Genomic DNA, 25,444 nt, shown 5'->3' with positions numbered 1-25,444 from the left:
CTCCTTCCCACTGGTGGACACCGGCGAGGACAGTTGCCGCGCCGGACGCCATGGCGTCGCCGACCATGCGTGTAAATAAAGTTTGACACGGTGTCTCAGTCGCTTTACATTAGTTGATGTCAGCCTTGCTTTACATGAGGAGCGGGCATGGCCTTCGAGGAAAAGCGCGCCTGGGTGATGATCACAGTCTCCGGCGGCGCGTACACGATCTCCATGGCGGCCGCCCTGGGCCGGGTCGGCGACGACCCCTCCCGCCGATGTCGCCTACGCGAGAACTCTGCTGTGGACCATCGGTGGCGCCGTCGCCGCCGCGATCGTGGCCCACCAACGCGATCCGGGCCCTGCGGTTCGCGCGCGACGAGATGACCCAGGCCGAGCTGGCCGACCGGGTCGGCGTCCCCTCCAGACCGTCATCGCGATCGAAAAGGGTCGCCACTCCCCCTCCCTGGGGATGGCATTCCGCATCGCCCGGGTTTTCCGGGACGGACTCGACGACGTCTTCCAGTACCCCGACACCGAAGGAGACCCCTCATGAAGGCGATAGTCCAGGACGAGTACGGCCCGCCGCACGCGCTGAGCCTCGGCGAGGTCCCGACCCCGACACCCGGCGCCGACGATGTGCTGATCCGGGTGCACGCGGCCGGCGTCGACTACGGCGTGTGGCACGTCATGACCGGCCTGCCGCTCATCGGCCGCCTCGGCTTCGGCCTGCGCCGGCCCCGCAACCGCGTGCCGGGTATGGACGTGGCCGGCGTCGTGGAGTCCGTCGGCGCCAACGTGACCGCGTTTCGCCCCGGCGACGAGGTGTATGGCGCGGCGACCGGCGCGTACGCGCAGTTCGCGCTCGCCCGCCCGGGCAAGCTCGCCCGCAAGCCCGCCAACCTGAGCTTCACCGAAGCGGCGGCCGTACCCGCGTCGGGGGTGACCGCGTTGCGGTCCGTCGGCCAGGTCACCGCCGGCGAGAAGGTACTGGTCATCGGTGCCGGCGGCGGAGTGGGCAGCTTCGCGACGCAACTCGCGTTCGCCGGCGGCGCCCACGTCACCGCCGTGTGCAGCACCGCCAAGGCCGACCTCGCCCGGTCGCTGGGCGCCCAGGCCGTCATCGACTACACGCGCGAGCCGCTCACCGGGGCGTACGATCTGATCATCGACATTGCGGGCATCCGGCCGCTGGCCCTGCTGCGCGGGCTGCTCACCGAGCGCGGCCGGCTCGTCATCGTCGGCGGCGAGGGCGGCGGCCGGTGGTTCGGCGGGCTCGGCCGGCTGCTGGCCGCCCGACTGATCACCCCGTTCACGCGCCAGCGCCTGGACGCGCTGATCGCGCTGACCCGCACCGCCGATTTGGACACGCTGCGCGATCTCATCGAGGCTGGGACCCTGCGACCGGCCGTCGGGCGCACGTACCCCCTGGCGGAGACCTCCACCGCAGTGGGTGACCTGGCGGCGGGCAACGCACCCGGAAAGCTCGTCATCACGGTTGATTGACCCCGGGACGCCGAGATCAACACCCTGCACCGGGTCTTGGCAGAGGTGCGTCCGATGACCTCTACCGCCCGGCGGTCCTGGATCGACGAGCCACAAGATCAACGCTGTTTGGGGCTTGACACGTTTCTTACCAGTACCCCTTAGGTTGGTGTTCGCGTGCCTTGGTCAGGGGACAAGCAGGTTGATGGCGACACCGACCGGGATGGAAACGGCGGCACCTATGGCGAAGAACAACCGCTGCTGACGGCGTTCGGCGAGGATCGCTTGGTCTCACCGACGAGGATGCTCCGGATCCTCTCGACTTCAGGGCGGTCCAGGTGTGGTCGATGCCCTTGCGGGCCCGGTTGACGCCCCACAGCAGGTCATCGCCGACCGAGTAGCAGCCGTGGAAGGAGCGCACGCCCTGGGTGCGGCGGTAGGTGGCCGGTAGCCGGTCCGGCCTGCCTTGCGGTGCCCAGCCCGTCCCGGCGGTGGGCCGGATGCCCAAGGGCCCGATCTCATTGAAACGGTGGATCACATCGCGCACGGTGTCCTTATCGGCGGCGACCAGGCGGGCGATGACCGGGACGGTGTTGCCGCCGGCCGAGGCCGGCAGCATCATCGCCCGCCGGTAGCGCACCGAGCTGGTGCTGCCCCGTCGCACGATCCGCTGCAGCTTCTGTCCTTCTTGGTCGGTGGGTCTGCGGACCTTGACCGGTTGGGTCACCTGGCCTTCCGAGTGCTGATCGAACGTGATCAGCGCCCATCCAACCGGCCGGGACGTCCTACACGCCAACCCGGTGATCGTTTCCGGTCACAGCACTGGTGTTTTCCTGCGCCTGGTGACCTTCACCGACAACGGGGACATCGTCACCCGCGCCGCGCCGGACGACGAGTCGTTCGATCGATCGTCGTTTGAACAGGAGCAGGCGCCTCACGCCGTCCTCTCGGCCTTGTCGAGCGGAGGCGGCGGTGGCTGGTTTGTCGCCGTCTTCCCTGAAGCGGTCACGGGCCGGGCGCCGAAGCTGGTCATTCCCGACTCGGCTACTCTCGGCGCCACCGACGTTCATTCTTCGATCCGGGCCAACTACAACCGCATCGTCGGACGGGAGACGCCAACGCATGAATACGCCACCATCGCCACCTGGAGTGGAGCAGACTGACGGATCAGCCGTCCGGATCGGCGCTCTCGTTCCGCTAACCCGGCCTGGCTGGGTACAGGCAGGCCGGCACGTGCTCGCCGGACTCGAGCTGGCCGTTCGCGACGTCAACGACGCCGGCGGGATCGTCGGAAGACCGCTCGAGCTGGTGGTCCGAGACACCGCGGCTGATCCGCACAGGGCCGCTGCGGCCGTCGACGAATTGGCCCGCCTGGGCGTGGCCGCCTTGGCGGGGGAGTATCACAGCGTCGTCGCTCGCGCCGCTGCCGCCAGGGCCGACGTCCTCGGCCTGCCGTTCCTGTGCTCGTCAGCGGTTCTCGACGCGCTCACCGAACAGCCGACGCAATGGGTCGCGCGCCTCGCCCCGGCACAGTCCCACAGCTGGCGGGTCTACGCAGACTTCCTCCTCAGCGCGGGCCACAGCAGAATCGCCGTAGCGGCCGAATCGAGTGTCTACTGGTCATCGGGGGCCCGCATTCTGCGGGACTACCTCGCTCCACGCGGCGGGACCGTCATCGAACTCGACATGCGCGCGCTCGCCCCCACCGCCGTGTGCGACGAACTCGCCGACAATCGGGCGACGGCCCTCCTTCTCCTGGTCGGCCACCCGGAGCCGGCGGTGTCGATCGTCAGGTCCGTCCGCCGCGACCAGCGCCTCGCCGAGATCATGATCGGTGCTCCGGCCGGGCAACCGGAGTTCGCCGAATGGGCGAGGTTGCTGGGCGACGACAGCGCCGCGATCCCGTTCTTGCGCTACCTGCCCGAGCGCCTCAGCCCACTCGGTGCACGAGTCGAGACGGCCCTTCGTGAGCGGCTGGCCGAAGCGCCCTCCTTCGTCGCCTTCGAGGGCTACGACACGGTCACCGTCCTCACCGACGTGCTGCGTTCTCACGGCGCGGACCGGGCGCGCATCGCCGAATCCTGGCCACGCGTCGCAGTCGAAGGCACCCGCGGGCAGATCCGGTTCTCCCGCACGCCAGGCGTCAGCGTTTGGCAATGGGCTTGGACGCCGATCCAAGTCGTTGATCGAGATCCGGCGGAACCCGATCGCTTTCGGATCCTCCATACCGGCTGAGAGAGCGCGGAGGCGCGACTGCCCCGATCACACCCTCTTCGCCGGGCGCCGGATCGGGGTGGGCCAGGGCGGTCAAGGCCACCGGAGCAGGCGCTTTCACCGGGGGCGGTGACGGAAGTGCCTGGTCATGGCCACCACTCCCTGGACCAGGTCCCGGGCCGGTTCGTACGCCGGGCCCGTACCGAGGCCGGGTCGCATCCGGCGAAGTGGCGTCTTTCCGTGTCGGACCGCGGACGCCAGGGAGGCGCCGCTTCCGTGGACGCAATCCGGCCGTTTCCTGTGCTGATCGGTTGGCGATGGGTACAGCTCCTGGATGAAGCGCAGCGCCGCCACGCTGTTGAAGGGGTGCGGGCCGCGGCCCCGCCCTCGAGGTCGGCCTCCTTGACCGCGTCCCGCACGGCATCGGCATACAGCCACAGCGCCCGCCGGGCGCGTATGGTCGTAGCAGGCACTCCACGCCGCCGGCGCTTCGGCGAAGCCGGGGAGTGAATCGCGGCAGACACCGTATCCCTGACCGCCGAGATCAGCGTGTCGGCGATCAGGTCGCATTGACCGACCTGTCCCGGGCGGGCGTTCAAGCCGACCCGGGACAGATCGTTCAACCGCAGCGCGACGTCACCTTCGCCGGTGATCGTCACACCGGGCGGCCGGGACCCGATCACCTGGCCGCAGGAGCAGTGCGGCCGCGGCTGCGAGCAGCACTCCCCCGGCCGGCACGGTCATCAGGCGCGTCCGGATCACCATTGGACGTAGGCGAACCCCACTTGGGGATAGTCCCTGGCCGTCGGCCAGAAAGGCTTGTTGGCCTGTCCCCGGCCGTTGCTGTGGTGGGTGTAGTAGATGCCGTACTTGTCGTTCCGGGTCTTCTTGGTCAGGATCGAGACGTGACCGATCTTGGACCAGGACCGGTGACGCCAGTACATCACGTCGCCGAGCTCCACCAGGTAGAAGTTGGGCTCCCAGTAGACGCGCTTGCGCTTGATGCCGAAGTGCTCGTAGTTGTAGTAGGCGCCGGTCCAGCTCCACGTCTTGTTGAGTGAGTTCTCCCACCAGTACATCCGGTTGCGGTACCAGCCGGAGTACTTCTTGGCGCCGCCGCCGTAGCGGACGGCCTTGGAGACGAAGTTGGCGCAGTTGTCCCTGTACTGGTGCCGCATGCCGACGTTTCTCAGCGCCCAGCTGGCGATGCCGCTGTGGTTGACGCGGGCCTGGGCCTTGAGGGCACCGTCATCGGCGGCGCGGGCCGCAGCGGCGGGCGCGTCCACGTTGATGAAGTGGCTATCGTCGATCGTCTGCTCGGCCTCCTGCCCGGGGGTGAAGGCGTTGATCTGGATGGCGTTGCCGGTCCCCTCCTGGCTGACCGATGTCAGAGTCGGCTCCTGAGGGTCGGCGGCAGCCACTGCACGGGCCGCGGGCGCCCCCGGCAGGGTGAAGACGAAATCGCTCACCTCGACGAAGTCACTGTTGGTGCGGTCCTCGGCTGCGGTCCCCGCCTCGTTGGCGTAGACGGTGGTTCCGGTGAGAGTGGCCCGGACGGTGACCGTCTTATCGGTGTCGGAGTAGCTGACGAACACCTTGGGGACGTTGAGCGTAGTGCTCAGCTGGGCGGCCCTGACCTCGGCGGCCTCCTGCCGTGTCTGAAGGATGCCCCCGGCCAGGGTGTTGAGCAGGTCGCGGAACAGCTCACCCTGGGTGCTGGCCTTCACCGCCTCGTCGGCGCTGTCGTAGCGGTTCTCCATCAAGCCTTCACGGCTGATGACGAACTGCTTGACCGCCTCGGTGTATGCGGCGACGTCGCCCGGCACCGCCTGCGGGGTTACGGTTCCGCCGGCGGTCCACTCACCTGTGCCGTAGGCGTTGCGGGCGCGTACCCTGAACCGGTACCCGGTTCCGTGGGTCAGACCGGTGACCGTCACCTCGGGTTTGGTGGTGGCGAGGGTGTTGACGACATGACCGCCGGAGTCGAGCACGTGGACGTCGTAGCCGGTGATGACGGAATCGGGGTCGGCTCCGTCCGCGGCCGGGGCGGGAGCCGCGCCGGTGTCCTGCGGAGGACTCCACGTCAGCTGCGCCGACTTGTCGCTTCCCAGGGAGCTGATGCCGCCGGGGGCTCCGGGGGCCGTCGCGGGGACGTAGTCGATGGTCGCCGACAGGCCCGACCCCGGGTAGCTGATGGGGGGAAGCGCATCACCCGCGAGCTTGAGGATCAGTCCGTCGTTCTGGTCCTCGCGCCACAGCGTCGCCAGGCCGCCCAGGTTGAGTTTGGCTCCGTTCAGCTGGGTGGTCTCATCGACCGCCTCGGGCAGCAGATTCGACGCCGCTTCGGTGCCGGTGGGCTCGCCGGTCCAGGTCTGCTTGGGTTCGTGTCCCGCGAGTTTCGCCGTGGTGGGGCATGAGGCGCCGCATGAGGCGGCGCCGAACTCCAGGGTGGCGCCGACTACGCGAGCCCCGGCCGGAAGCGAGCTCAAGTCCAGCTTGACGACGGAGAGCTGCTGCTGGTCGCCGGTGCCGCCCAGGTTGACGGCGGTGGCCTCGGCCAGCGGGCACGGGGCGCCGTTGCACGCCTTGTCCCCGGTCATGGCACCAGTGATCTTAATCTTGTCGGGTCCGAGTCTGACTTGGGTAGTCTGCGGAGCCGGTGCGGGCTGCGGCACGGTGAAAGACACCGGAGACGTCGGCGGGCTACAGGCGTCGCCGACGCAGGCGTCCATCCGCCACGTGTAGGTCTTGCCCGGCTGGACCAGGTCCTCTGGCAGCCGCAGGCTCACGCTCTCTCCGCCCTTGACCACGCCTCTGCCCAGCGGGCTGGCGCCCACCGGGTTTCCGGCCTGGTCGTGCAGGTAGAAGCGGCCGGTGACGGGTCCGCCCGACGGGCGGTTGACGGTTCCGGTGAGCACGGGCTGCTCGGGCGTTTCCAGCGACGTGGCGAGCGATGCGGGCACCAGAGGCGCATCGACGAGGAGCCATCGCCAGGTGGACCAGATGTCGTCCTGGCCGTCGGCGGCTTTGACGCGGAAGCGGTAGGCGCCCGGGTTGCTCAGGACGTTGGCGGGCACTTTCCAGACGCCTGCGTCGCCTGCGGGCACCGACGCCGCCGTGCCGTCGGCCACGGGGGTGTCGGTATGCAGCGGGGCCACCTCGAAGGTGTAGGTGACCGGGTCGGCCCCGATCGACGAGGCCAGCGCCGACAGCGTCGGGGTGGTGCTGTTGACTCGTGTGCCCTCGGCCCAGGTCGAGTCGGACGGTACGGCCTCCAGCATGGTGAAGCCAAGTCCCTCGCGGAAGTAGCCGTACACGGCGACGCTGACGGTCGCGGCGGCCGTGCCCGTGTTGCGGATCAGCACCTTGCCGTCCGCGCCGAGCTTGACTACGGTGGATGCGGTCGCCCGGACGTTGGCGTCGAAGCCGACCGTGTGGGTGGTGGGCGCCGTCGTGCCCGAGGGGTAGGACGTGAGGGCGCCGGCGGCTGTGCTCTGGGCCGTCAGGCTCACCGAGACGGCGTCGACGCCCGTTACGGGAACGCCGCCCTTGCCCAGCGGGGCCAGGCTGTAGGTGGCGCCTGCCGCGATGCTGGCGTTGGCGACCAGGCGGGAGGGCTGGACCCCGCGCAGCGTCGGGCCGGTGGGCTTGTTCTTGGTGAAGTACCCCGCGACGTCGACCCACACGGTGACGGGGGAGAAACCAAGGTTGTGAATGTTGATCCTGCCGCCGCTGCCGATCTTGGTGATGGCGAAGTTCTGCAGCGCCAAGCCACCGGCGTAGTCGATCGTGGCGTCGGCCGGCCAGATGTCTCCGGCCGCGTAGGCGCGCAGGGTCCCGGTCGAGGTCGCCTTCGCCCGCAGGGTGTAGGCCAGCGACTCGACGTCGGAGGCGGGCACGCCGCCCTTGCCCAGCGGCGACAGCTCGTAGTTGCCGTTGGCGGGAACCGTCACGGCGTTGGCGATGCGTGCGGGCGGCAGGGGGACGTAGGTGCTGCCGACGGTGGTTCCGGCCTGGGTGAGGGTGTAGCCGTGGACGTCAAGGTAGACCCGGGCAGGACCCGGCCCCTTGTTGGCGACCTTGACGTTGCCGTCGGCGCCGACCTTGATCGTCACCAGGTTGCCCCCGTACACCTCCTTCCGGTAGCTCACGGCGGTGGCGGCCGGCTCGGCGTCGCCCGAGGGGTAGACGACGATCGAGCCGGTTCCGGTCGAGCCCTTGGCCGCGATGTTCAGGGCGATCGAGCCGACGCCCGACCAGGGCACGGCGCCGACGCCGACGACCCGGACGGTGCTGGTGGAGCCAGCCGCGATCTCGACGTTGTCCAGTGCCCTGCCGCGCGTGGGGAAGAATTCGCCGGGAGCCGACTGCGGCGTTTCCGCCTTCGCCTGGCTCCAGCGGAGTGCTGACGGCAGCGCCAGCGCGGATACCGTCAGCACTAAAGCCATCACCGTGCGTAGTGTTCGTTGGTGACGGCGGAGGGGGGGTGCGTGCATTGTCTCCATCCGGCGATGAGGGGGCGGACGTGTGGCGCCGACCCTAGCGCGGCAGCACTTCGTAGTGATCAACCGAGGAGTGGAACTTCCTTCCACCCCGCACGGTAGCCGTGTTTCCGTCGTCAACCTTCGGCGGTATACGCAGCACGCCTCGACCGGCTCGTCACGCAGCCGCTCGGCCTCGCTCCGACGAGAGGCCGATGCCTACGTGGACGACGTCCTCCAGGAACGCCCGAGCTCCGGAAGAAACCAGGTCAGCCGCACCAGGGAGACGTTGATGCGCCTGAGCGGCTGCGCGCCCCTCGTGCCCGGAAGGTGAACCCCGGGAAGCCGAACGAGGGGTGCTCGAAGGAGCCCCCGCGTCGTCCACCCCTGCGGTAGACGATCCGGCTCTTGTCCGGGTGCCGTCTTTTCGCGTGCCGCCCGGCGGTGGCCAGGCGGTCGCGCCAGGCGGCCGTCTCGCGGGCGGTGACCGCCCAGCCTGCCGGCGATGGCGACGGCCTCTTCCCCGGTGACATGGGCGGGTCCTGCCGGCGCACCCCGTTTCCTTATCGGCTCCTTACATGCAAATATCTAAAGTACTAGGACACTAGATAAATGGGAGAACCGGTGATCGAGTTCCATCTGGATGCGAGGTCCGGCGTCTCGCCGTACCTGCAGCTGGTCCAGCAAGTGCGGCATGCGCTACGGCTCGGTCTGCTGCACGAGGGCGACCAGCTGCCGACCGTCAAGGAGGTCGTGGCGCAACTGGCGATCAACCCCAACACCGTCCTCAAGGCCTACCGGGAACTCGAGCACGAGGGCCTGGTCGCCGCCCGGCCGGGGGTGGGGACGTTCGTGACGGCGACCCTCACCGACACCTCGCTGGCCGCGCACGGCCCGCTCCGGCTGGAACTGCAGCGCTGGCTGGCCAAGGCCCGCCGCGCCGGCCTCGACGACGAGAGCATCGAGGCCCTCTTCATGACCACCTTTCGGACCACCGCTCAGGAGGACATAGCGTGACCGCTGTCTTACAGGCCCAGGGGCTGGGCAAGAGATATGGCAAGCGCTGGGCGCTGCGCGAGTGCACCATCGACATCCCGGCGGGCCACGTCGTCGGGCTGGTGGGCCACAACGGGGCCGGCAAGACCACGCTGCTGAAGCTGGCCAGCGGCCAGCTCGAACCGACGGCGGGCGACATCACCGTGCTGGGCGGCCGGCCCGGGGACAGGCCCGCACAGCTGGCCAGGGTCGGCTTCGTCGCCCAGGACACCCCCGCCTACGCGGGGCTGACCGTCGCCGAGCACCTGCGGCTGGGGGCACGGCTCAACCCCCGCTGGGACGCCGCCATGGCACGGGAGCGCATCGCGCGGCTCGGGCTCGATCCCACCCAGCGGGCGGGCAAGCTGTCAGGCGGTCAGCGCGCCCAGCTCGCCCTCACCCTGGGCCTGGCCAAGCGGCCCGAGCTGCTGATCCTGGACGAGCCCGTGGCCTCGCTCGACCCGCTGGCCCGCCGCGAGTTCCTGCAGGGGCTGATGGAGGCCACCGCCGAGCACGAGTTCAGCGTCGTGCTCTCCTCCCACCTGGTCTCCGACCTGGAACGGATCTGCGACTACCTGATCGTGCTCTCCGACTCGCGCGTCCAGGTCGCCGGGAACGTCGACAGGCTGCTGGCCACCCATCACCGGCTCACCGGCCCACGCCGCGATCCCGACCGGCTCCCCGCCGGCCAGCACGTGGTCTCCGGGCGCCACACCGACCGGCAGAGCACGTATGTGGTCCGTACCGACGCCCCGATCCATGACCCCGCCTGGACGGTCACCCGCCTCAGCCTGGAGGACCTCGTCCTGGCCTATATGGACAAGCCCACCGCCGCCGACCGGCGAGCCCTCCTGGAGGTTCAGCGATGATCTGGCTGACCTGGCGCCAGCTCCGCGGCTCGGCCATCATGCTGGCGATCTTGCTGGCGCTGCTCGTCGCGATCCTGGGCCTGACCGGCTCCCCGCTGGCCGCCGACTACGCCAGCGGGCTGGCCGCCTGCACCCGGGGCGAGGAGTGCCTCGGCTTCTACGACCAGCTCTTCGACGACTACGAGATCCCCTTCCTGGCCAGCATCCTCGTCGTGCTGCTGCTGCCCGCCCTGATCGGACTGTTCTGGGGCGCGCCGCTGATCACCCGGGAACTGGAGGCGGACACGCACCTGCTGGTGTGGAACCAGAGCATCACCCGGACCCGGTGGCTGGCGGTCAAGCTCGGCCTCACCGGCCTGCTCGCCGTCGCCGCCGCGGGTCTGGCCGGTCTGGCGGTGACCTGGTGGTCCGGCCCGCTGGACCAGTCCGCCCCGCAGGGCTTCGCGCTCATGGATCCCCTGGTGTTCAGCGCGCGCGGGATCGCTCCCCTCGGGTACGCGGCCTTCGCCTTCGCCCTCGGGGTGACCGTGGGCATGCTGGTGCGCCGCACCCTGCCCGCCATGGCCCTCACCCTGGTGATCTTCGCCGCCGTGCAGATCGCCATGCCCATGCTGGTCCGGCCCCACCTGATCCCTCCGGTCACGGGGACCTTCGAGATCGGCCAGGAGAACACGGACGGCTTCGGCATCAATCGCGACGGCACCTTCGATGTCCGTATCGGAGCGGCGATCCCCGGCCACGCGGGCGCGTGGGTCCTGGCCAGCGACCTGGTCGATCCGTCCGGACGGACGATCGCCAGCAACGGCGCGGAAGGCGTCGTCAAGGGGGTCTCCACCACGTCGGGACCCTGCGCACCGGCAGCGGGACCGCCGAGCGCGAACGGGTGCCCGGCCGAGGTCAACCGGCTCGGCTACCGGCAGAAGGCGACCTACCAGCCCATCGAGCGCTTCTGGCCCCTGCAGTGGATCGAGACCGGGGTCTACGCCCTCTTCGCCGCCGGTCTCACGTGGCTCTGCTTCTGGTGGATCCGGAGGCGGCTGACATGACCGAGCCCGTCGAGGCCGTCGACAGACACAGCGCCTCGGTGACGAGGCCGGCGAAGGATGGCCCATGACCTCCTTCAGGGCCGCGGCAGCCGGGCTCGCCCTGCTCCTGGCGGCGGCCTGCACGGCGCCGACGCCGCCGCGCAGCCAGGCGAGCGCGGCAGCCGGTACGGCCTGCGCGCGGCCTTCGGGGCCCCTCGGGGCGGAGACGGCCACCACGATCGACGTGATCGAGCAGGCGTACTTCTGCATCCTCGACCGCTACTACAGCGGCGCCACGCTGGACGCCCGCTCGCTGCTGACCTCCGGATTCATCGCCCTGACGCAGGAGCTCAACCGCAACGGACGCGACGTGCCGGAGGCGACCATGCCGGCGCTGACCGGCGACCGGAAAGCCGACTGGACCGCCTTCGAGGCCGCCTACCGAAAGATCACCGATCAGGTCCCCGAACTCCGCGACAAGCTGGCCGTCGTCACCCTCGAAGCCGTCGTGTCCGCCCTCGGCGACAACCACGCCCAGTGGATGCGCGACGTCAAGCCACCGCCCGACTCCTACGACGGCGACGGCTACGGCCTGGGCCTGCAGGTGAACGTCACCGGCCTGCAGGCGGACGGCGGCCCCGGCGTCGCCCTCCCCCCGCTGTTCGTCACCGCCGTACAGGGCGGCGCGGCGCAGGCGGCCGGCCTGCGCCCGGGCGACATCATCGAATCGATCAACGGATCGGCGCCCTTCGTCGAGGGGAAGGCCACCCCCGCGATCGCCGCCCTCTACCCGCAGTACCCCGAAGCCCGCCCGGTACGGCTGCGGCTCCTGCGGCAGGCCACCGGCCACCGCTGGACCGCCACGCTCAAACCCGGCCTCTACCCGCAGGATCCGGCCGCCCTGCAGGTGGTGAGATCGGAGCTGCTGGAAGACGACATCGCCTACGTACGGCTGCGCGGGTTCCCCTCCGACGCCGCCAAAAGGGTCTTCAACGCGATCACCCGGCTGCGCACCGGCCGGACGCTGTCGGGCGTCGTGCTGGACCTGCGCGGCAACGGCGGCGGCAGCCCTTCGGAGGCGACCCGGCTGGTGAGCGCGTTCGTCCACGGCCAGGCCACCGGCTACCAGTGCGCCGTGGACGGCACATGCGAGACCATGCGGACCGACGACACCGTCGAGCTGCTCAACCTGCCGCTGGTGGTGCTCATCAACAGCGACTGCCCCTCGGCCTGCGAGCACTTCAGCTCCGCGGTCAAGGACCTGCGCCTCGGCCGGCTGGTCGGCACCAGGACCGCCGGGGCGATACCGGGTCCGGCGCAGTCGTACCTGCTCGCCAACAACACCCTCCTGCGCTTCCCCACCACGCGCCACCTCGGGCCCAACCGCGAGGTGATCGACCGGATCGGCGTGCCGCCCGACCACCACGTGCCCCTGACCCCCGAGGACGCGGCCGCCGGGCGCGACCCCGCGCTGGCCAAGGCCCTGACCTTGCTGCACAAGTGAATGGACCTCCCGATGAGACAGCTCCTGGCAGTCGCCGCGGGACTGGCCGTCCTCGCCGCGTCCGCCTGCACCGCGCCCACCCCGCCCAGACCCGCCGGCGTGGCGGCCACGCCGACCGGCCCCGTCACGCTGCCCGCCCCCACCGGTGACCATCCGGTCGGCACCACCGTCCTGTACCTGAAGGACGCCTCCCGCCCCGACCCCTGGAACCTCGACGCCGACGCCCGCGAGCTCAAGGTCACCCTGTGGTATCCGACCGGACAGCGCGACGGGCAGCGGGCGCCGTACATGACGCCGAAGGAATCGGAGCTTCTCCTGAAGGGCTCCAGGATCACCGGCGTGCCGTACGACACGCTGAGCAAGACACGCACGCACGCCGTCGAGGACGCCGAGCCCACGGGGCGGAGGCTCCCGCTGGTGGTGCTCTCCCCCGGCTTCACCAAGCCGGTGAGCACGCTCACGTCCCTGGCCGAGGATCTGGCCAGCCGCGGGTACGTCGTGGCCGGGATCGACCACCCCTACGAGAACTACGCCACGACCCTCCCCGGCGGGCGGGTCGCCGAATGCATCGCATGCGACAGCGACGGCGACCCGGGCTTCGGCATGGGCGTGGTCCAGGGCCGGGCGGCCGACGTCTCCTTCCTCCTCGACCGGCTGCCATCGGAGTGGGACGGTTCCGACCGGATCGACCGCTCCCGCATCGCGATGGCGGGCCAGTCGATCGGCGGGGCCAGCACCCTGGCGGCCATGGTGAAGGACCCCCGCGTGCGCGCCGGGATCGACATGGACGGCACCACCTACGCCCGCATCCCCAAGAGCGGGCTCACCCGGCCGTTCATGTTCATCGGTTCGCCGCAGCACGTCCCCGGGGGCCGCGACATCTCGTGGGACCGTGACTGGAAGCTGCTGACCGGGTGGAAACGCTGGGTCGTGCTGACGGGCGCGAACCACCAGTCCTCCACCGACCTGCCGCTGCTGGGGAGCGTCCTCGGCATCACCCTCCCCTACGGCGCCCTGTCCGGGGCGCGATCGGCCGAGCTCACCCGCACGTACGTCGCGGCCTTCCTCGACCAGAACCTGAAGTCGCAGCGGCAGCCCCTCCTGGAGGGGCCGTCATCACGCTACCCCGAGGTCAGGTTCTGCCCTGTGGCGTGCGGTCGGTCCTGAGGTCCGGCGGGGGCCGGGCGACGGCCGGACCTGGTCCGCGGTCTGGTCATGCTCAACACCGCGGATGACGCCTGCCGGCCACCGGGTCGGTCATGGTGGTTCTCCTGGCAGCTCCGGTATCGGTCGGTCACAGGTAGGACTTGCGCTGTGGCGCAGAACCGTCGTTCGCGGGAGAAAGCTTTCCCGGGCCTCCGCGGGCGCGATCGGATCCGGATCGAGGCCGGCGCCCCGCTGCTGCCAAGCCTCGCGCACGGCGGCGGCCATCGCCGCCGCATGGTCGCGATGGCCGCCGTAGTGGCCGCCGGCGGCGTGCATGCGCTCCATCGCCTCGGCGGCGACCTGACGATGCACCTGCAGCAGGTCGGTGACGGCGCGCTCGAGGGCCGCACACGCGGCGGCCTCGGCGGCGGCCTCGGCGCTGACGGCGTGACCGCTCTCGGGCTTGGGCGGGTCGAGGGCGCCGACGCCCCGCGCGATGCGGTGCCGGTGGTGGGCCGCCTCGGCGGCGGCCAGGGCGGCGCCGGCGGCGTGCTGGTGCGGCATCTGCTCGCCCGCCCACAGCCGCAGGTAGCGGGCGCCGGCGTCCCCGGCCACGTCGGCGATGCGCTCGGCCAGGTCGGCGTGTTCGGCCGCCAGCAGTTCGCGACGCGCCCGTAGCGCCGTCAGGTATCGGTCGGCAGGTTCGGGCCGGTCGACCAGGTCGCGCAGGACGGCACGCGCGATGCCCGCGGCGAGGCAAGAGGGCGGCGCGTCGGCGATCGTCGGCTCTGGGGGGATCGGCACACCGTGACGGTAATGGCCGTATTGCGCACTCGACAGCCCTACCCCGCGGTAGGACGAGAATGTGATGCTCGCCGGTCGCCTGCCGTACCGCCCCGGCCCCTGAGCCGCCACCGGAACGAGGGGCCGCCGGACCTGCCGATGCCGAACAGCGGCCTGGCAGGCTGCGCTGTCGGCGGCCATGCGGGGTAGGACAACGGTTGTCAGCGGCCGATGGCGGGCGTCGGGCCGACGGGGGGCGAGGAACGACCTATGCCGAACGAGGAGCGGGAAGAGTCGCTGGTGGCGTTGCTGGAGGACGTCACCGCGATCGTCGATACCACCGAGGATCCGCGCTCGGCGGCCCAGGCGATGCTGCACGCGGTGCGCAAGATGACCGGCTGGCCGCTGGGCCACCTGTGGGTGCCCGACGGTCCCGGAGGCGCGTTCGTCTCCTCCGGCGTCTGGGCGGGACCCATCGAGCGCTTCCCGCACCTGCATGAGGTGACGGCGCGCGCCCAACTGCCGGTGGGAACCGGCGCCGCCGGTCAGGCCGCCGCCACCGGACGGCCGCTGTGGTCACGCGACCTCACCGGCGACCCGCTGTTCGCGCATGTTCACCATGATGGGGCGGTGGAGGCCAGAGCGGCGCTGACGGTGCCGGTGGTGACCGGCGACGTCGTGGTCGCCGTATTGGAGTTCTTCTGCCCCCAGGCGCTCGCACCGGACGAGCCGATGCTGCGGATCCTGGCCAGCCTGAGCCGCCAGATGGGCCGGATGGCCGAGCGCTGGCGCGCCCGCCAGGAGACGCAGACCGTCAAACGCCAGCTGGAGCAGGTGATCGAAACCTCGGTGGAGGCATTCGTCTCCACCGATGCCGATGAGCGCATCATCGGCTGGAACGCCGCCGCCGAGCGCATGTTCGGACTGTCGCGTCAGCAGGCTCTCGGTAAGATCATGCACCGCACGATCGTGCCGGCCCGCTACCAGGCCCTCTACCAGCAGGAGCGGGAACGCTTCTTGGCCACCGGCCAGTCATCGACGCTGGGACGGCGGCTGCAGGTGGCCGCGGTCCGCGCCGACGGCAGCGAGTTTCCTGTCGAGACAGTCATCTGGGCTACCCGCGAAGCCGGCGCGTGGACCTTCAACGCCTTCCTGCACGACATCACCGACCGCCGCCGCGCCGAACAGGCCCTGCAGCAGGCCTACACACAAGAACAGGCCACCGTGGCGCGGCTGGAAGAACTGGACCATGCCAAGAGCGCGTTCATCGACACCATCGGCCATGAGCTGAGCACCCCTCTGGCGGGCATCCTCGGCTATCTGGAGATCCTCACCACCACTGATGACGACGCGCTGCCGGCCGACCGGCGTATGCGGATGATGCGGGCCGTGATCGACAACGCCATGCGGCTGCAGAAACTGATCGAGGACGTCCTCGCGGTCAACGCCACCACCGGCAGACCCCGGAAGACCGTTCCCGTTCCGACGACGGTGCAGGCGGTCATCACCGAGGCCGTGCGCACCGCAAAGGCCGAAACCCGTTCCGGCGAGCATCCTGTCCGGGCGCACGTCGACGCCGGTCTGCCGGCCCTGCACGCCGACCACGGCCTGCTGGTGCGCGCGGTGAACGCGTTGCTGTCCAATGCGGTCAAGTTCTCCGTGACCGGGACCCCGATCACCGTGCACGCCTCACTCGCCGGCGATGCAGTGGCGATCGCCGTCAGCGACTCGGGGATGGGCATCGGCGCCGACGATCTGCCGTATGTCTTCGACCGCTTCTACCGCACCGCCGCCGTCCGCCAGGCGGCCATCCAGGGCATCGGATTGGGACTGGCCATCGCCAAAGACATCGTCGAGGCCCACGGCGGCACCCTCACCGCCAGCAGCCTCCCGGGAGAGGGCTCAACCTTTACGCTCCTCCTCCCCTACCCGCGATCCGACCCCTGACAGCTCTGCGCCATGATCCCGGAGCCCTTCGCATTCCTCCCGTCGCCGGTTCGCTCCCCCGACGATCTTTCTCTCGGTGTACACCGTCACCGGGTTGTTCCAGGCATGGCTCCTCTGACTGATCGCACGCGGACGTGGAAAGACCACGCCTCCCGCGGGGGGCACTCCGGCTCCAGGACGATCGCCCTGGGCGGGGACCGGGTTCGCAGGTGGCTTGGGACCGGCTCGTCCCGCCGTCACAGAGCAGGCCGAGCAGATCGGGGTGCCGAGGTCGTCCGGCCGTGAGGCGCTCCGCCTTGGCACTCCGGCGCTGGCCCGCTCCTTGACGGGCGGGACGACGGCGACGGGAGGATCCGCCGGGAGGGATACGTGCTGCCCGCACGGGGTTCAGGTGCGGAACGGGCCGCTCACGCAGTAGGTGATGCCGCCGGAGGAGGAGCCGGTGGTGCCGCGCTGGGAGGAGAAGTACAGGCGGTCACCGGCCGGGTTGAAGGCCGGACCGGTGATCTCCGAGGAGCTCTGGCCGTTGATCCGCAGGAACGGTGAGATCGTGTCGTCCGGGGTGATCAGGCAGATCTCCATGCTGGCGCCGTCCTCGGCGACGTACAGGTCGCCGAAGGTCGAGCCGGTGACGTTGTCCACGCCGGTCAGCGGGGGTGTGCCGGGGTTGACGAGGCTGTCGTCGTAGGCGAGCTCGTAGGTTCCGGCGGCGAGGTTGACCTGCCAGACCCGGTTGTCGCCCTTGGTGGTGAACCACACCGTGTCATCGGCGTAGTAGCAGCCCTCGCCTCCGTTGAAGGACTTGGCGCCGGCCACCTGGCTGCGGGTGGCGGTTGGGAAGCCGTCGGGGTCGGGGACGTCGGCCCAGGTGAAGGTTCCGGAGGCGGCCGACCCGGCGCGCAGCACCTGCAGCCGGCCGGAGGACAGGTCGCCCCAGGTGGTGGGGACGAACCGGTAGAAGCGGCCGTTGCTCTCATCCTCGGTCAGGTAGATGACCTTGCGGACGGGGTCGGCGGCGGCGGCCTCGTGCTTGAAGCGGCCCATGGCCGGGCGGCGCACCGCGCTGCCGCCGAAGGGGTAGGTCTCATAGACGTAGCCGCGGCTGACCTCCTCGCAGGAGAGCCAGGTGTTCCACGGGGTGGCGCCGCCGGCGCAGTTCTGCCGGGTGCCCGACAGGATCGAGTTCGCGGAGACGACGACGCCGCCGGAGTCGAAGCGGAGGGCCGAGGCGCCGCCGCCGGGGCTGATCTCGGAGTTGGAGACGTAGATCCAGCCGCTGCCGTCGGCGAAGCAGGCGCCGCCGTCGGGAGCCCTGTGCCAGGTGTAGGAGGTGCCGGGCACCGTCTGGCCGGAGCGGGCGATCACCTGGCTGGTGAAGCCGGCCGGCAGGTGGATGCCGTTGGCGTCGGCGGCCAGCAGCGGCCCGTAGGGACCGGGGGCGTTTTGAGCCGGGGCGGCCAGAGCGGCGTTGTGCCAGAGGCTTCCGGTGAAGGCCAGGGCGCCCGTGCCGAGCACCGAGGCGCGCAGGAATGTACGGCGTTGCATGGATGAGCCTCCCAGGTGGAGATCAGCAGGACCGTGCTCCCCCCTAGCGGCTTCAACGCTAGGAGCACCGGCGAACGTGCGCCAGTGCCGCGGAGGTGAACGGAGGATGGCCTGGGCGCAGCCCTTGGACCGTGTCCTCCTGGTGAGCGTCCTCCGTGGTGAGCGTCCTCCGTGGTGAGCCTGGGACGCCGCCTGCGGCAGGTCATGACCGCGCCGGACCTCGCGCTTTCGGGGCCCGCGCCGCAGGGCTCCGGGATCAGGCGGCGCGGTCGGCGGCGACGACCTCGGCCAGGACGTCCAGGGAGACGCCCAGGGCCTGGGCGAGGGCGGCGATGGTGAAGAAGGCGGGCGTGGGCACCCTGCCGGTCTCGATCTTGCGGAGGGTCTCGGCGGACAGCCCCGCGGCGGCGGCCACCTCCACCATGCTCCGTGCGCCACGCGCCTGGCGCAGGAGCGCGCCCAGGCGGTGGCCGCGTTCGCGGTCGAGTTCGGTCAGCGGAGGTCGCACCATGCACGCGATCCTACAACCGTGATAACAATACCGGTATAAGTATTGGGCAGCGAGGAGCGTGGAACATGGTGGAGATCAAGACCGCGACCGAGATGGAGTGCATGGCCGAGGCGGGGAGGGTCGTGGCGGCGGCGCTGGCGGCGGTGAGCGCCCAGGCCGCCGTCGGGGTGAGCCTGCTGGAACTGGACGAGACCGCCCGGACGGTGATCGCCGAATTCGGCGCCCGGTCGGCTTTTCTGGGCTACAAACCCGGATTCGCACCCACGCCGTTTCCCTCGGTGATCTGCGCATCGGTCAACGAGGCCATCGTGCACGGCATCCCCGGCCGCTACCGGTTGCGCGAGGGGGACCTGCTCAGCGTCGACTTCGGCGTCTATCTGGACGGCTGGGCGGCCGACGCCGCGGTCAGCGTCATCGTCGGCCGCCCCCGCGCCGGGGATCCGGAACTCATCGCGACCGCCGAGGCCGCGCTGGAGGCCGCGATCGCCGCCTGCGTGCCGGGCGGACGGCTGGGCGACATCGGCCACGCGATCGCCCGGACCGGCCGGGCCTCCGGGTACGGCATCCCGGAGGACTTCGGTGGGCACGGCATCGGCCGGGCCATGCACGAGGACCCGTCCGTGCCCAACCACGGCCGCCCGGGCCGGGGCCTGGTCCTGCGGCCCGGCCTGGTGCTGGCGATCGAGCCGATGTTCACCGCCGGAGGCCGCGACGGATACGTGATCGCGGCCGATGGCTGGACCTTGTCCAGTTCCGACGGCAGCCGCGCCGCGCACGTGGAGCACACGGTGGCGATCACCGAGGACGGCCCGCGCGTGCTCACCCGGCTCTGACCACCCGGCGCCGATCTCGGCGGAGCGGGTTCTCCCGCTCCGCCGCTTCCTTTGCGACGGGAACGAGCATGATACTGAGCGACCGGCGGGACGACACGGTCGACCTGGTCCTGCCGAAACTGCAGCGGCGCGGTGCTGCCGATGTTCTCCGAGGCGCTGGTGGACCGAGTGCTGCCGGAGGCCGACGGCGGGCTGCTGACCATGATCGGCCTGGGGCTGGCACTGGCCGCGGGCATCGAGGTGGTCAGGCTGCGCGGCTCGATCGAGCTGCACGACGTCGGTTTCCGGCGCGACCGGTCAACTACGACGGCGTACCGCTGCCGCAGCTCAACCTCCGTTCCCTGCGCCACCGGTTCGGCGTGGGCAACCAGGATCCGTCGCTGTTCACCGGCTCGATCCGGGAGAACATCGCGCTCAACGACCCCGACGCCCCGATGGAGCGGATCATCGAGGCGGCCGAGCCGGCCTGCCTGCACGAGGAGATCTGCGCGATGCCCATGGGGTACCAGACCATCGATCCGGCCACCACCGGGAGCTGATCGGCGTCGGCCGTCGTGACCGCCTTCGGCCCGGCCGTTTGTTCATGCGAGACGGCCGGCCCGACCTCGGCCCGCTCAGTACGTGATGAACACGGGCTGCTCGGTGATCTGGACGACGTCACCCGGCCGGACCGGGGCGCCGGACCCGTCGAGACGCCATACGTTCCGGGCCCCGGGAGCGGCGATGGAGGCCGTCCCTTGGTGCGTCCAGCGCAGGACCGCGGCGTGCTCGCCCTCCGGACCTGCGACGGTGAACTCGCACTGCCAGACGTTGTCCGGCAGCTCGATGGCCAGCCCCTGCCCGCAGGAGCGGAGCCGGGCGTGGGCGAGCCAGCGCTGCAACTGCTCGACCGCCAGCGCGGCCCGCGTCGGAGCGCCCCCCTCGGCCTGCAGCACGACGGGGATGGAGTTGCCTCCCCAGTTGTAGAAGTACATGCGCTTCAGGTTGAGATTGGTGGCGTACAGACCCAGCAGGTAGAAGCGCACCGCGTAGTCGGCGGCCCGCCGCTCGTCCAGTGACCCCTGCAGCGGGATGTCATAGCTCGTCCCGGTGTTCCACAGCGGTGGATGCACACCGAGCCGGTGGAACACCCGGTCGACCAGGCGCAGGACCTGCAGCATCGTCTCCGGAGGATCCGAGGCGCGGCGCTGGTGCAGCTTGATGCCGGCGGCGTCGCAGTGCCGGTAGCCCCCGAGCTCGGCGAACCGCTCCAGCGCCCGCCGGGCACCGGGGTCCCACAGCCTGCCCATGCCGGGGCACACGACGGTCGCGCGCGGATCGATCCGCCGGATGATCCGTGCGGCGCGACGCGTCATCTCCACCAGCACCGGGACGCCCCCGGTGAAGAACCGCTCGTCGTTGCCCATCACCCACAGCTCGTAGGCCTCGATCCGGCCCCGGTACCGGGTGACCAGGGTCCGCACGAGCGCCTCCCAGTCCGCCAGGTCGTCGGGCGCCCCGGCCCGGGACTGGTCGCCGTAGGGACCGGGCGGCGCCTGCGGAGCCGCCCATGCGGGAGTCCCGCCGAAAACGAACAGCGCGGGAAGCCCGGCCCGGTTGGCACCCGTCACCAGGCGGTCCAGCGTGCTCCAGTCGTACTCCCCGCGGCGCGGCTCGATGCTCGCCCATCGCGTCCCGCTGTCCCAGAACCTGACGGCACCGACCCGGAAGGAGGGCATGGTTCCCGTGTTGGAGTTCATGGTGACGCCGAACAGCTCCCGGCGCACGGGCGCGGGCGCCCGGACCCAGCTGGGGCCGGAGATCCACTGCGCCGCCCGCGTGGTCTCCCGGGGCGGCGCGGCGGAACCCGCGGCGGACGCGCTCCCGGCCAGCCCGGCGAGCACGAGAACAATGCCGAGAACGCGCCTCCATCCCGTCGCCCCGCCGGTCCCCGGGCTGCGGGGTACGGCCTCCGCCCGGCGTGGCGCCTGCTCGGCCGAAGCGGCGGACTCGGCGGACTCGGCAGCCGGACGACCGGGCCCGGCGCCCGTCTCTTCGGCCGCGCCCGCCTCTCCTCCCGGAGCCGCCAGCGCCGACCAGGCCCGCAGCACCTCCTGCAGTTCTCTGCTCCCGGCTCCGCACTCCCTGGCGATGCGCATCACCACCCCGATGTCGGAGGGCACGCTCTTGCCGTTGCAGTAGCGGTGCAAGGTCGACCGGCTGACGAACGACGCCGCGGCCAGGTCCTCATAACTACGCCCGCTGCGTTCCTTCAGCCTCCGCAGCAAGAGGGAGAAGTCGCGCTCTTCCCGCCCGCCCACCGAACCTCCTCAGCGTTCCGGTCCCGACATCGAAGCGTGTCAGACCTAGCGCCGAAGGATGTCAGATCCTCCCAAAGAGGAGATGAACTCGCAGGCCGGAGCATCTTCCCGCATCCCACCCGTCTCGTTTCCCCCTGCCCCCTTGTTCGCATTCGAAGCTTCTGATCATACTTGCGATCCGGCTGATCAAGAGCCCCGCCCGGGGCGTGACACCGTACCCACCGACGGTCGTGCAAAAGAGGGACCATGAAGACCCAGAAAGCCGCAGACCGCGGCAGAGCGTTCGAACCAGGTCGTGAACTGGAACGCCGGCACCCGGTGCCACTTCGCGGTGCGGGCCTGCTCGCGTCCCGATGACGGCCGTCCGAGCGTGTGCGGCAAGTGGTACGTCGACCGGAGCTGACCACCCGGCGCCCGGAGAGCCGGCGACGCCGGCTCTTCGGTGTAGGGACCGTGATGGGTCATCTGCATGCACAGTCCCTCGGTGAAGGTCACCGGCTGCGCCCGATGGGTCATCGGGGTCGCCGGGCAGGCCGGCTCCCGGGTCCGGCCGGCCAGGGGCGCGGGCACCTCGTCCGGCACTCGCCCCGGCCGGTGAGGCCCAGGGCGCGGCCCGTGCCGTGCTCGGCGAGTTCGGAGGCGTCGGAGGCGTGGTGCCAGGTCATGAGAGATCCTCCAGTCGGATCATCAGGTCGGTGACCAGCCGCTCGGGCGGCGTGGTGACCGGGTCGGACAGGTAGACCTCGCGGACGGGGCCGCGCGCGGGATGCCCGCGCTCGGCGCACCAGGCGAGGAGCGCGTGGTAGGCCAGGGTGATCTGGTCGTACGGGCCGACATGCGTGACACGGGCGAAGGCCCCGCCGGGCAACAGGTCCAGGGCGGTTCCCGGCGGCGGGCGCAGCTCTCCGCCCGCGTTCCGTAGGGCGGAGTCGGCCGCGGTCCCTGCGGCGGCCGGGGCGAGGTCCAGGGCGACGGCGACGGGCAGCGGCTCGTCCGGTTCGACGGGGAACAGCCCGATCAGCCGCGCGGGAGCGGTGTCCTGCCCGCCGGGGCCGTCCCGGACCGCCACGCTCTCCACGACGGCGTCCTCGCCACGGGGGCGGGCGCCGTCGTGGACGGCCGGCAGCAGCCGCGCCACGCACGAGGAGACGGCCCGGCCGATGTCCTGGGCGGAGGCGGCCGTGTCCCGGGCCAGCGCCACCCGGCGGGCCGGTTCGGCCACGACCTCGACCGGTGAGGCGGGGATCCCGTGGAGAAGGACCCGCTCCAGCGTGGCGAGGGTACGGCGGCGCCGCGCCAGCTCGGCCTCCAACTCGTCGCGGACCCGTCCCAGCGTCCGGACCTGCGACGAGCCGGAGGCCGTACCGGACAGCACCTCGCCGATCGCGGCCAACGGCACGTCCAGGGAGCGCAGCAGCCCGATCGAGAGGGCCTCGCGCGCCTGCCCGGCCCGGTAGTAGCGGTATCCGGTGGCCGGATCCACCCATGCCGGCGCCAGCAGCCCCAGCTCGGCGTAGTTGCGCAGCTGCTTGACGCTGAGCCGACACAGCCGCGCGAACCGCCCGATCGGCAGCAGTTCCCCGCCGTCTTCCCGTTCCTCGTTCACGCCTTCAAGCATGGGCCATCTCCCGGGGGGAGAATCCAGCCGCGATAATCGGCTTGACCCTCACGTAACGGCAGGCCGCACCCTGGAGCGCGTAAGGGAAAGGGGGACGGCCATGGGCTACTCGGTCGGGCAGGTGGCCCGGCTCGCCGGGGTGACGGTGCGCACGCTGCACCACTACGACGAGGTCGGGCTGCTGTCGCCCGGGCAGCGGTCGGCGTCGGGCTACCGGCGCTACACCGACGCCGACCTGGAACGACTGCAGCACGTGCTGTTCTACCGGGAGCTGGGCTTCCCCCTCGAAGAGATCGCGGTCATCCTCGACGACCCGGGCAGCGACGCGCTGACGCACCTGAGGCGCCAGCACGAGCTGCTCAACCGGCGCATCGGCCGGTTGCAGGAGATGGCCGCGGCGGTCGAACGCGCCATGGAGGCGAACACGATGGGAATTTCACTGACGCCGGAGGAACGTTTCGAGATCTTCGGCGACTTCCGGCCGGAGGACCACGAGCAGGAGGCCGAGGAGCGCTGGGGCGGCACCGAGGCGTTCGAGCAGTCGCGGCGCCGCATGGCGAAGATGACCAAGGACGACTGGGCGCGGTTCACAGCCGAGGCCGCCCGCACGACCGAGGCCTTCGCCGAGGCGTTCACCGGCGGGCTGCCCGCCGACAGCGAGCGGGCCATGGAGCTGGCCGAGGAGCATCGGGCGCACATCACCCGCTGGTGCTACGACTGCTCCTACGAGATCCACCGGGGCCTGGGCGACATGTATGTGGCCGACCCGCGCTTCACGGCCAACTACGAGCCGCTCACGGCCGGCCTGACGCAGTACATCCGCGACGCGATCCACGCCAACGCCGACCGTGCCGCGGACTGATCGGCGGCCACCCGGAAGCTCTGCGACGATTACCTCATGATCCGTGCGATTCTGTTCGATCTGGACGGCACGCTGATGGACCACCGCGGCGCGGCCGACCGCGCCGCGGTGGCGTGGGCGAGCGGCCTGGCGCCCGGCCACCCCCGGCTCGAGGAGGTCCCCGCGCTGTGGCGGCGCCTGGAGGAGACGCACATCACCGCCTGGCAGGCGGGTGAGTGCTCCTTCACCGAACAGCGCCGCCGTCGCGTCCGCGGCCTCTGCACCGAACTGGGCCTGCCCGGTCCCACCGGGACCGCCGGCGCCGACGCGTCCTTCGCCGTCTTCCTGGACTACTACCGGCAGCGGTGGCGGATCTTCCCCGACGTCGCCGAGACCCTGACGGCCCTGACCGCGCTCGGCGGCCTGCGGCTGGGCGTGCTGACCAACGGCGAGGCGGCCGTGCAGGCGGCCAAGCTCGCCCGGATCGGCCTGGCCGACCTGCTGGACCCGGTGCTCACCGCCGACCTGCTGGGCGGCCACTTCAAGCCCGCCCGCGCCTGCTACCTGCACGCCGCGCGGCTGCTCGGCCTGGAACCGGGGCAGGTACTGGTGGTGGGCGACGACGTCGCCGCCGACGTGACGGGCCCGCGCACGGCCGGGATGGGCTCGGTCTGGCTCGACCGCGACGGCGCCGGGCATCCGGGTCCGCCGCCACCGGCACCCCGGATCAGCCTGCTGACGCAGCTGCCGGCCCTCCTGACCGGCGCGCCGGCGGCCGGAGGATTTCCTCTGGTCCCCCTCGCGCCCGGGGGCGGGCCTCCCCCGCCGTGACGGCTCAGCCGCGTCGGCACGCGCCCGCCGACGGAGGACTCCTCGGATCATCATACCGGCGTGGCCGCCCGCCCTCCGGGCCGGGACCGCGCAGGCCGGCCCGTAGGCTGGGGCCGTTCCCCGAGGTCGTCTGAGAAAGGGTGGCTCCGTCGTGCCCACCGCACTTCGTCTGTTCCGTTACGTGGCGATCGCCGAGGCGTGCTCGTGGGCCGGACTGCTCATCGGCATGTACTTCAAGTACGTCGCCGCCACCGGCGACCTCGGCGTCAAGATCTTCGGCCCGATCCACGGCGCGCTGTTCGTGCTGTACGTCGCCGGGGTGTTCGCCGCGGCCCGCGTGGCCAGGTGGAGCCTCGGCACGATCGTGCTCGGCCTGGCGTGCGCGGTGCCCCCGTTCACCTCGCTGTGGTTCGAGCGGCGCATGCTGGCCCGCTTCCGCGAGCCCGTCGCCGCCTGATCCGCCGGGGCACGGGACCGGCACCGCGCACGCGGATGCC

At 71.0% G+C, this 25,444-nt stretch carries 20 protein-coding genes and 1 pseudogene; 14 read left to right on the top strand and 7 right to left on the bottom strand.

All coding sequences use genetic code 11. The features are described 5' to 3' along the window. The first annotated feature begins 531 nt into the window (after positions 1-531). The gene (locus tag HS041_RS29295) at positions 532-1,485 is read left to right on the top strand and encodes an NAD(P)-dependent alcohol dehydrogenase (RefSeq protein WP_196444057.1); all 954 of its coding nucleotides are present in this window, start codon (positions 532-534) and stop codon (positions 1,483-1,485) included. A gap of 298 nt (positions 1,486-1,783) precedes the next feature. On the opposite strand, the pseudogene HS041_RS40230 reads toward HS041_RS29295, so the two are convergent. Further along, positions 1,784-2,191, bottom strand: a pseudogene (locus tag HS041_RS40230) (helix-turn-helix domain-containing protein); the annotation flags it as partial. Positions 2,192-2,216: 25 nt separating this feature from the next. Between HS041_RS40230 and HS041_RS29285 the strand changes: the two are divergent. Further along, positions 2,217-2,627: a hypothetical protein gene (locus HS041_RS29285; RefSeq protein ID WP_196444056.1), complete on the top strand. Its 411-nt coding sequence runs from the start codon at positions 2,217-2,219 to the stop codon at positions 2,625-2,627. After that, positions 2,587-3,699 (top strand): ABC transporter substrate-binding protein, encoded by a 1,113-nt coding sequence (locus HS041_RS29280; RefSeq protein ID WP_196444055.1) that lies wholly within the window; start codon positions 2,587-2,589, stop codon positions 3,697-3,699. The genes HS041_RS29285 and HS041_RS29280 overlap by 41 nt, the downstream gene beginning before the upstream one ends. Before the next feature lie 737 nt (positions 3,700-4,436). Here the strand turns inward: HS041_RS29280 and HS041_RS29275 are convergent. Then, positions 4,437-8,117, bottom strand: a complete 3,681-nt coding sequence (locus HS041_RS29275) for a fibronectin type III domain-containing protein (RefSeq protein ID WP_196444054.1) — start codon at positions 8,115-8,117, stop codon at positions 4,437-4,439. A 654-nt stretch (positions 8,118-8,771) separates the two neighbouring features. On the opposite strand from HS041_RS29275, the gene HS041_RS29270 reads away from it, so the two are divergent. From HS041_RS29270 to HS041_RS29250, 5 genes are all read left to right on the top strand, one after another. Continuing rightward, a complete protein-coding gene (locus HS041_RS29270) occupies positions 8,772-9,176 on the top strand; it encodes a GntR family transcriptional regulator (RefSeq protein ID WP_196444053.1) in 405 nt (134 codons plus the stop codon). Then, complete coding sequence (locus HS041_RS29265; RefSeq protein WP_196444052.1) at positions 9,173-10,063, top strand: ABC transporter ATP-binding protein; 891 nt, start codon at positions 9,173-9,175, stop codon at positions 10,061-10,063. Before HS041_RS29270 ends, HS041_RS29265 begins: the two co-directional genes overlap by 4 nt. Then, a complete protein-coding gene (locus HS041_RS29260; RefSeq protein WP_196444051.1) occupies positions 10,060-11,109 on the top strand; it encodes an ABC-2 membrane transporter-related protein in 1,050 nt (349 codons plus the stop codon). The genes HS041_RS29265 and HS041_RS29260 overlap by 4 nt, the downstream gene beginning before the upstream one ends. 64 nt (positions 11,110-11,173) lie before the next feature. Next, the gene (locus HS041_RS29255) at positions 11,174-12,592 is read left to right on the top strand and encodes a S41 family peptidase (RefSeq protein ID WP_196444050.1); all 1,419 of its coding nucleotides are present in this window, start codon (positions 11,174-11,176) and stop codon (positions 12,590-12,592) included. A 12-nt stretch (positions 12,593-12,604) separates the two neighbouring features. After that, on the top strand, positions 12,605-13,759 hold the full coding sequence (locus tag HS041_RS29250) for an alpha/beta hydrolase family protein (protein WP_196444049.1): 1,155 nt from the start codon (positions 12,605-12,607) through the stop codon (positions 13,757-13,759). 90 nt (positions 13,760-13,849) lie between these two features. Here HS041_RS29250 and HS041_RS29245 read toward each other — a convergent pair whose 3' ends face one another. Next, positions 13,850-14,542: a hypothetical protein gene (locus tag HS041_RS29245; RefSeq protein WP_196444048.1), complete on the bottom strand. Its 693-nt coding sequence runs from the start codon at positions 14,540-14,542 to the stop codon at positions 13,850-13,852. Positions 14,543-14,791: 249 nt separating this feature from the next. Here HS041_RS29245 and HS041_RS29240 point away from each other — a divergent pair, with 249 nt between their 5' ends. Next, positions 14,792-16,468, top strand: a complete 1,677-nt coding sequence (locus HS041_RS29240; protein ID WP_196444047.1) for a sensor histidine kinase — start codon at positions 14,792-14,794, stop codon at positions 16,466-16,468. 387 nt (positions 16,469-16,855) lie between these two features. Here HS041_RS29240 and HS041_RS29235 read toward each other — a convergent pair whose 3' ends face one another. After that, positions 16,856-18,013, bottom strand: a complete 1,158-nt coding sequence (locus HS041_RS29235; RefSeq protein ID WP_196444046.1) for an alkaline phosphatase PhoX — start codon at positions 18,011-18,013, stop codon at positions 16,856-16,858. Between the two features lie 256 nt (positions 18,014-18,269). Continuing rightward, complete coding sequence (locus HS041_RS29230) at positions 18,270-18,524, bottom strand: helix-turn-helix domain-containing protein (RefSeq protein WP_196444045.1); 255 nt, start codon at positions 18,522-18,524, stop codon at positions 18,270-18,272. Between the two features lie 65 nt (positions 18,525-18,589). Here HS041_RS29230 and map point away from each other — a divergent pair, with 65 nt between their 5' ends. Together map and HS041_RS29220 are read left to right on the top strand one after the other, a co-directional pair. Next, positions 18,590-19,357, top strand: a complete 768-nt coding sequence (gene map, locus HS041_RS29225; RefSeq protein WP_196444044.1) for a type I methionyl aminopeptidase — start codon at positions 18,590-18,592, stop codon at positions 19,355-19,357. Between the two features lie 359 nt (positions 19,358-19,716). Continuing rightward, the gene (locus HS041_RS29220) at positions 19,717-19,896 is read left to right on the top strand and encodes a hypothetical protein (RefSeq protein ID WP_196444043.1); all 180 of its coding nucleotides are present in this window, start codon (positions 19,717-19,719) and stop codon (positions 19,894-19,896) included. A 75-nt stretch (positions 19,897-19,971) separates the two neighbouring features. On the opposite strand, the gene HS041_RS29215 is transcribed toward HS041_RS29220, so the two are convergent. Continuing rightward, positions 19,972-21,657, bottom strand: coding sequence for a helix-turn-helix domain-containing protein (locus HS041_RS29215; protein ID WP_196444042.1), 1,686 nt, complete (start codon positions 21,655-21,657; stop codon positions 19,972-19,974). A 661-nt stretch (positions 21,658-22,318) separates the two neighbouring features. Then, the gene (locus HS041_RS29210; RefSeq protein WP_196444041.1) at positions 22,319-23,275 is read right to left on the bottom strand and encodes a MerR family transcriptional regulator; all 957 of its coding nucleotides are present in this window, start codon (positions 23,273-23,275) and stop codon (positions 22,319-22,321) included. Between the two features lie 100 nt (positions 23,276-23,375). Between HS041_RS29210 and HS041_RS29205 the strand changes: the two genes are divergently transcribed. The 3 genes from HS041_RS29205 to HS041_RS29195 all read left to right on the top strand — a co-directional run bounded on the left by HS041_RS29205 (position 23,376) and on the right by HS041_RS29195 (position 25,404). Then, positions 23,376-24,137 (top strand): MerR family transcriptional regulator, encoded by a 762-nt coding sequence (locus tag HS041_RS29205; protein ID WP_196444040.1) that lies wholly within the window; start codon positions 23,376-23,378, stop codon positions 24,135-24,137. Positions 24,138-24,173: 36 nt separating this feature from the next. Continuing rightward, positions 24,174-24,947, top strand: coding sequence for an HAD family hydrolase (locus HS041_RS29200; protein ID WP_196444039.1), 774 nt, complete (start codon positions 24,174-24,176; stop codon positions 24,945-24,947). Between the two features lie 151 nt (positions 24,948-25,098). Beyond that, a complete protein-coding gene (locus HS041_RS29195) occupies positions 25,099-25,404 on the top strand; it encodes a DUF3817 domain-containing protein (protein ID WP_307845504.1) in 306 nt (101 codons plus the stop codon). Positions 25,405-25,444 lie beyond the last annotated feature (40 nt).

Origin of the sequence: Planomonospora sp. ID67723, from assembly GCF_015711605.1 — a bacterium.
Classification (GTDB): domain Bacteria; phylum Actinomycetota; class Actinomycetes; order Streptosporangiales; family Streptosporangiaceae; genus Planomonospora_A.
The sequence above is the reverse complement of the archived record's forward strand: the minus strand, read 5'-3'. Positions and strand labels throughout refer to the sequence as shown.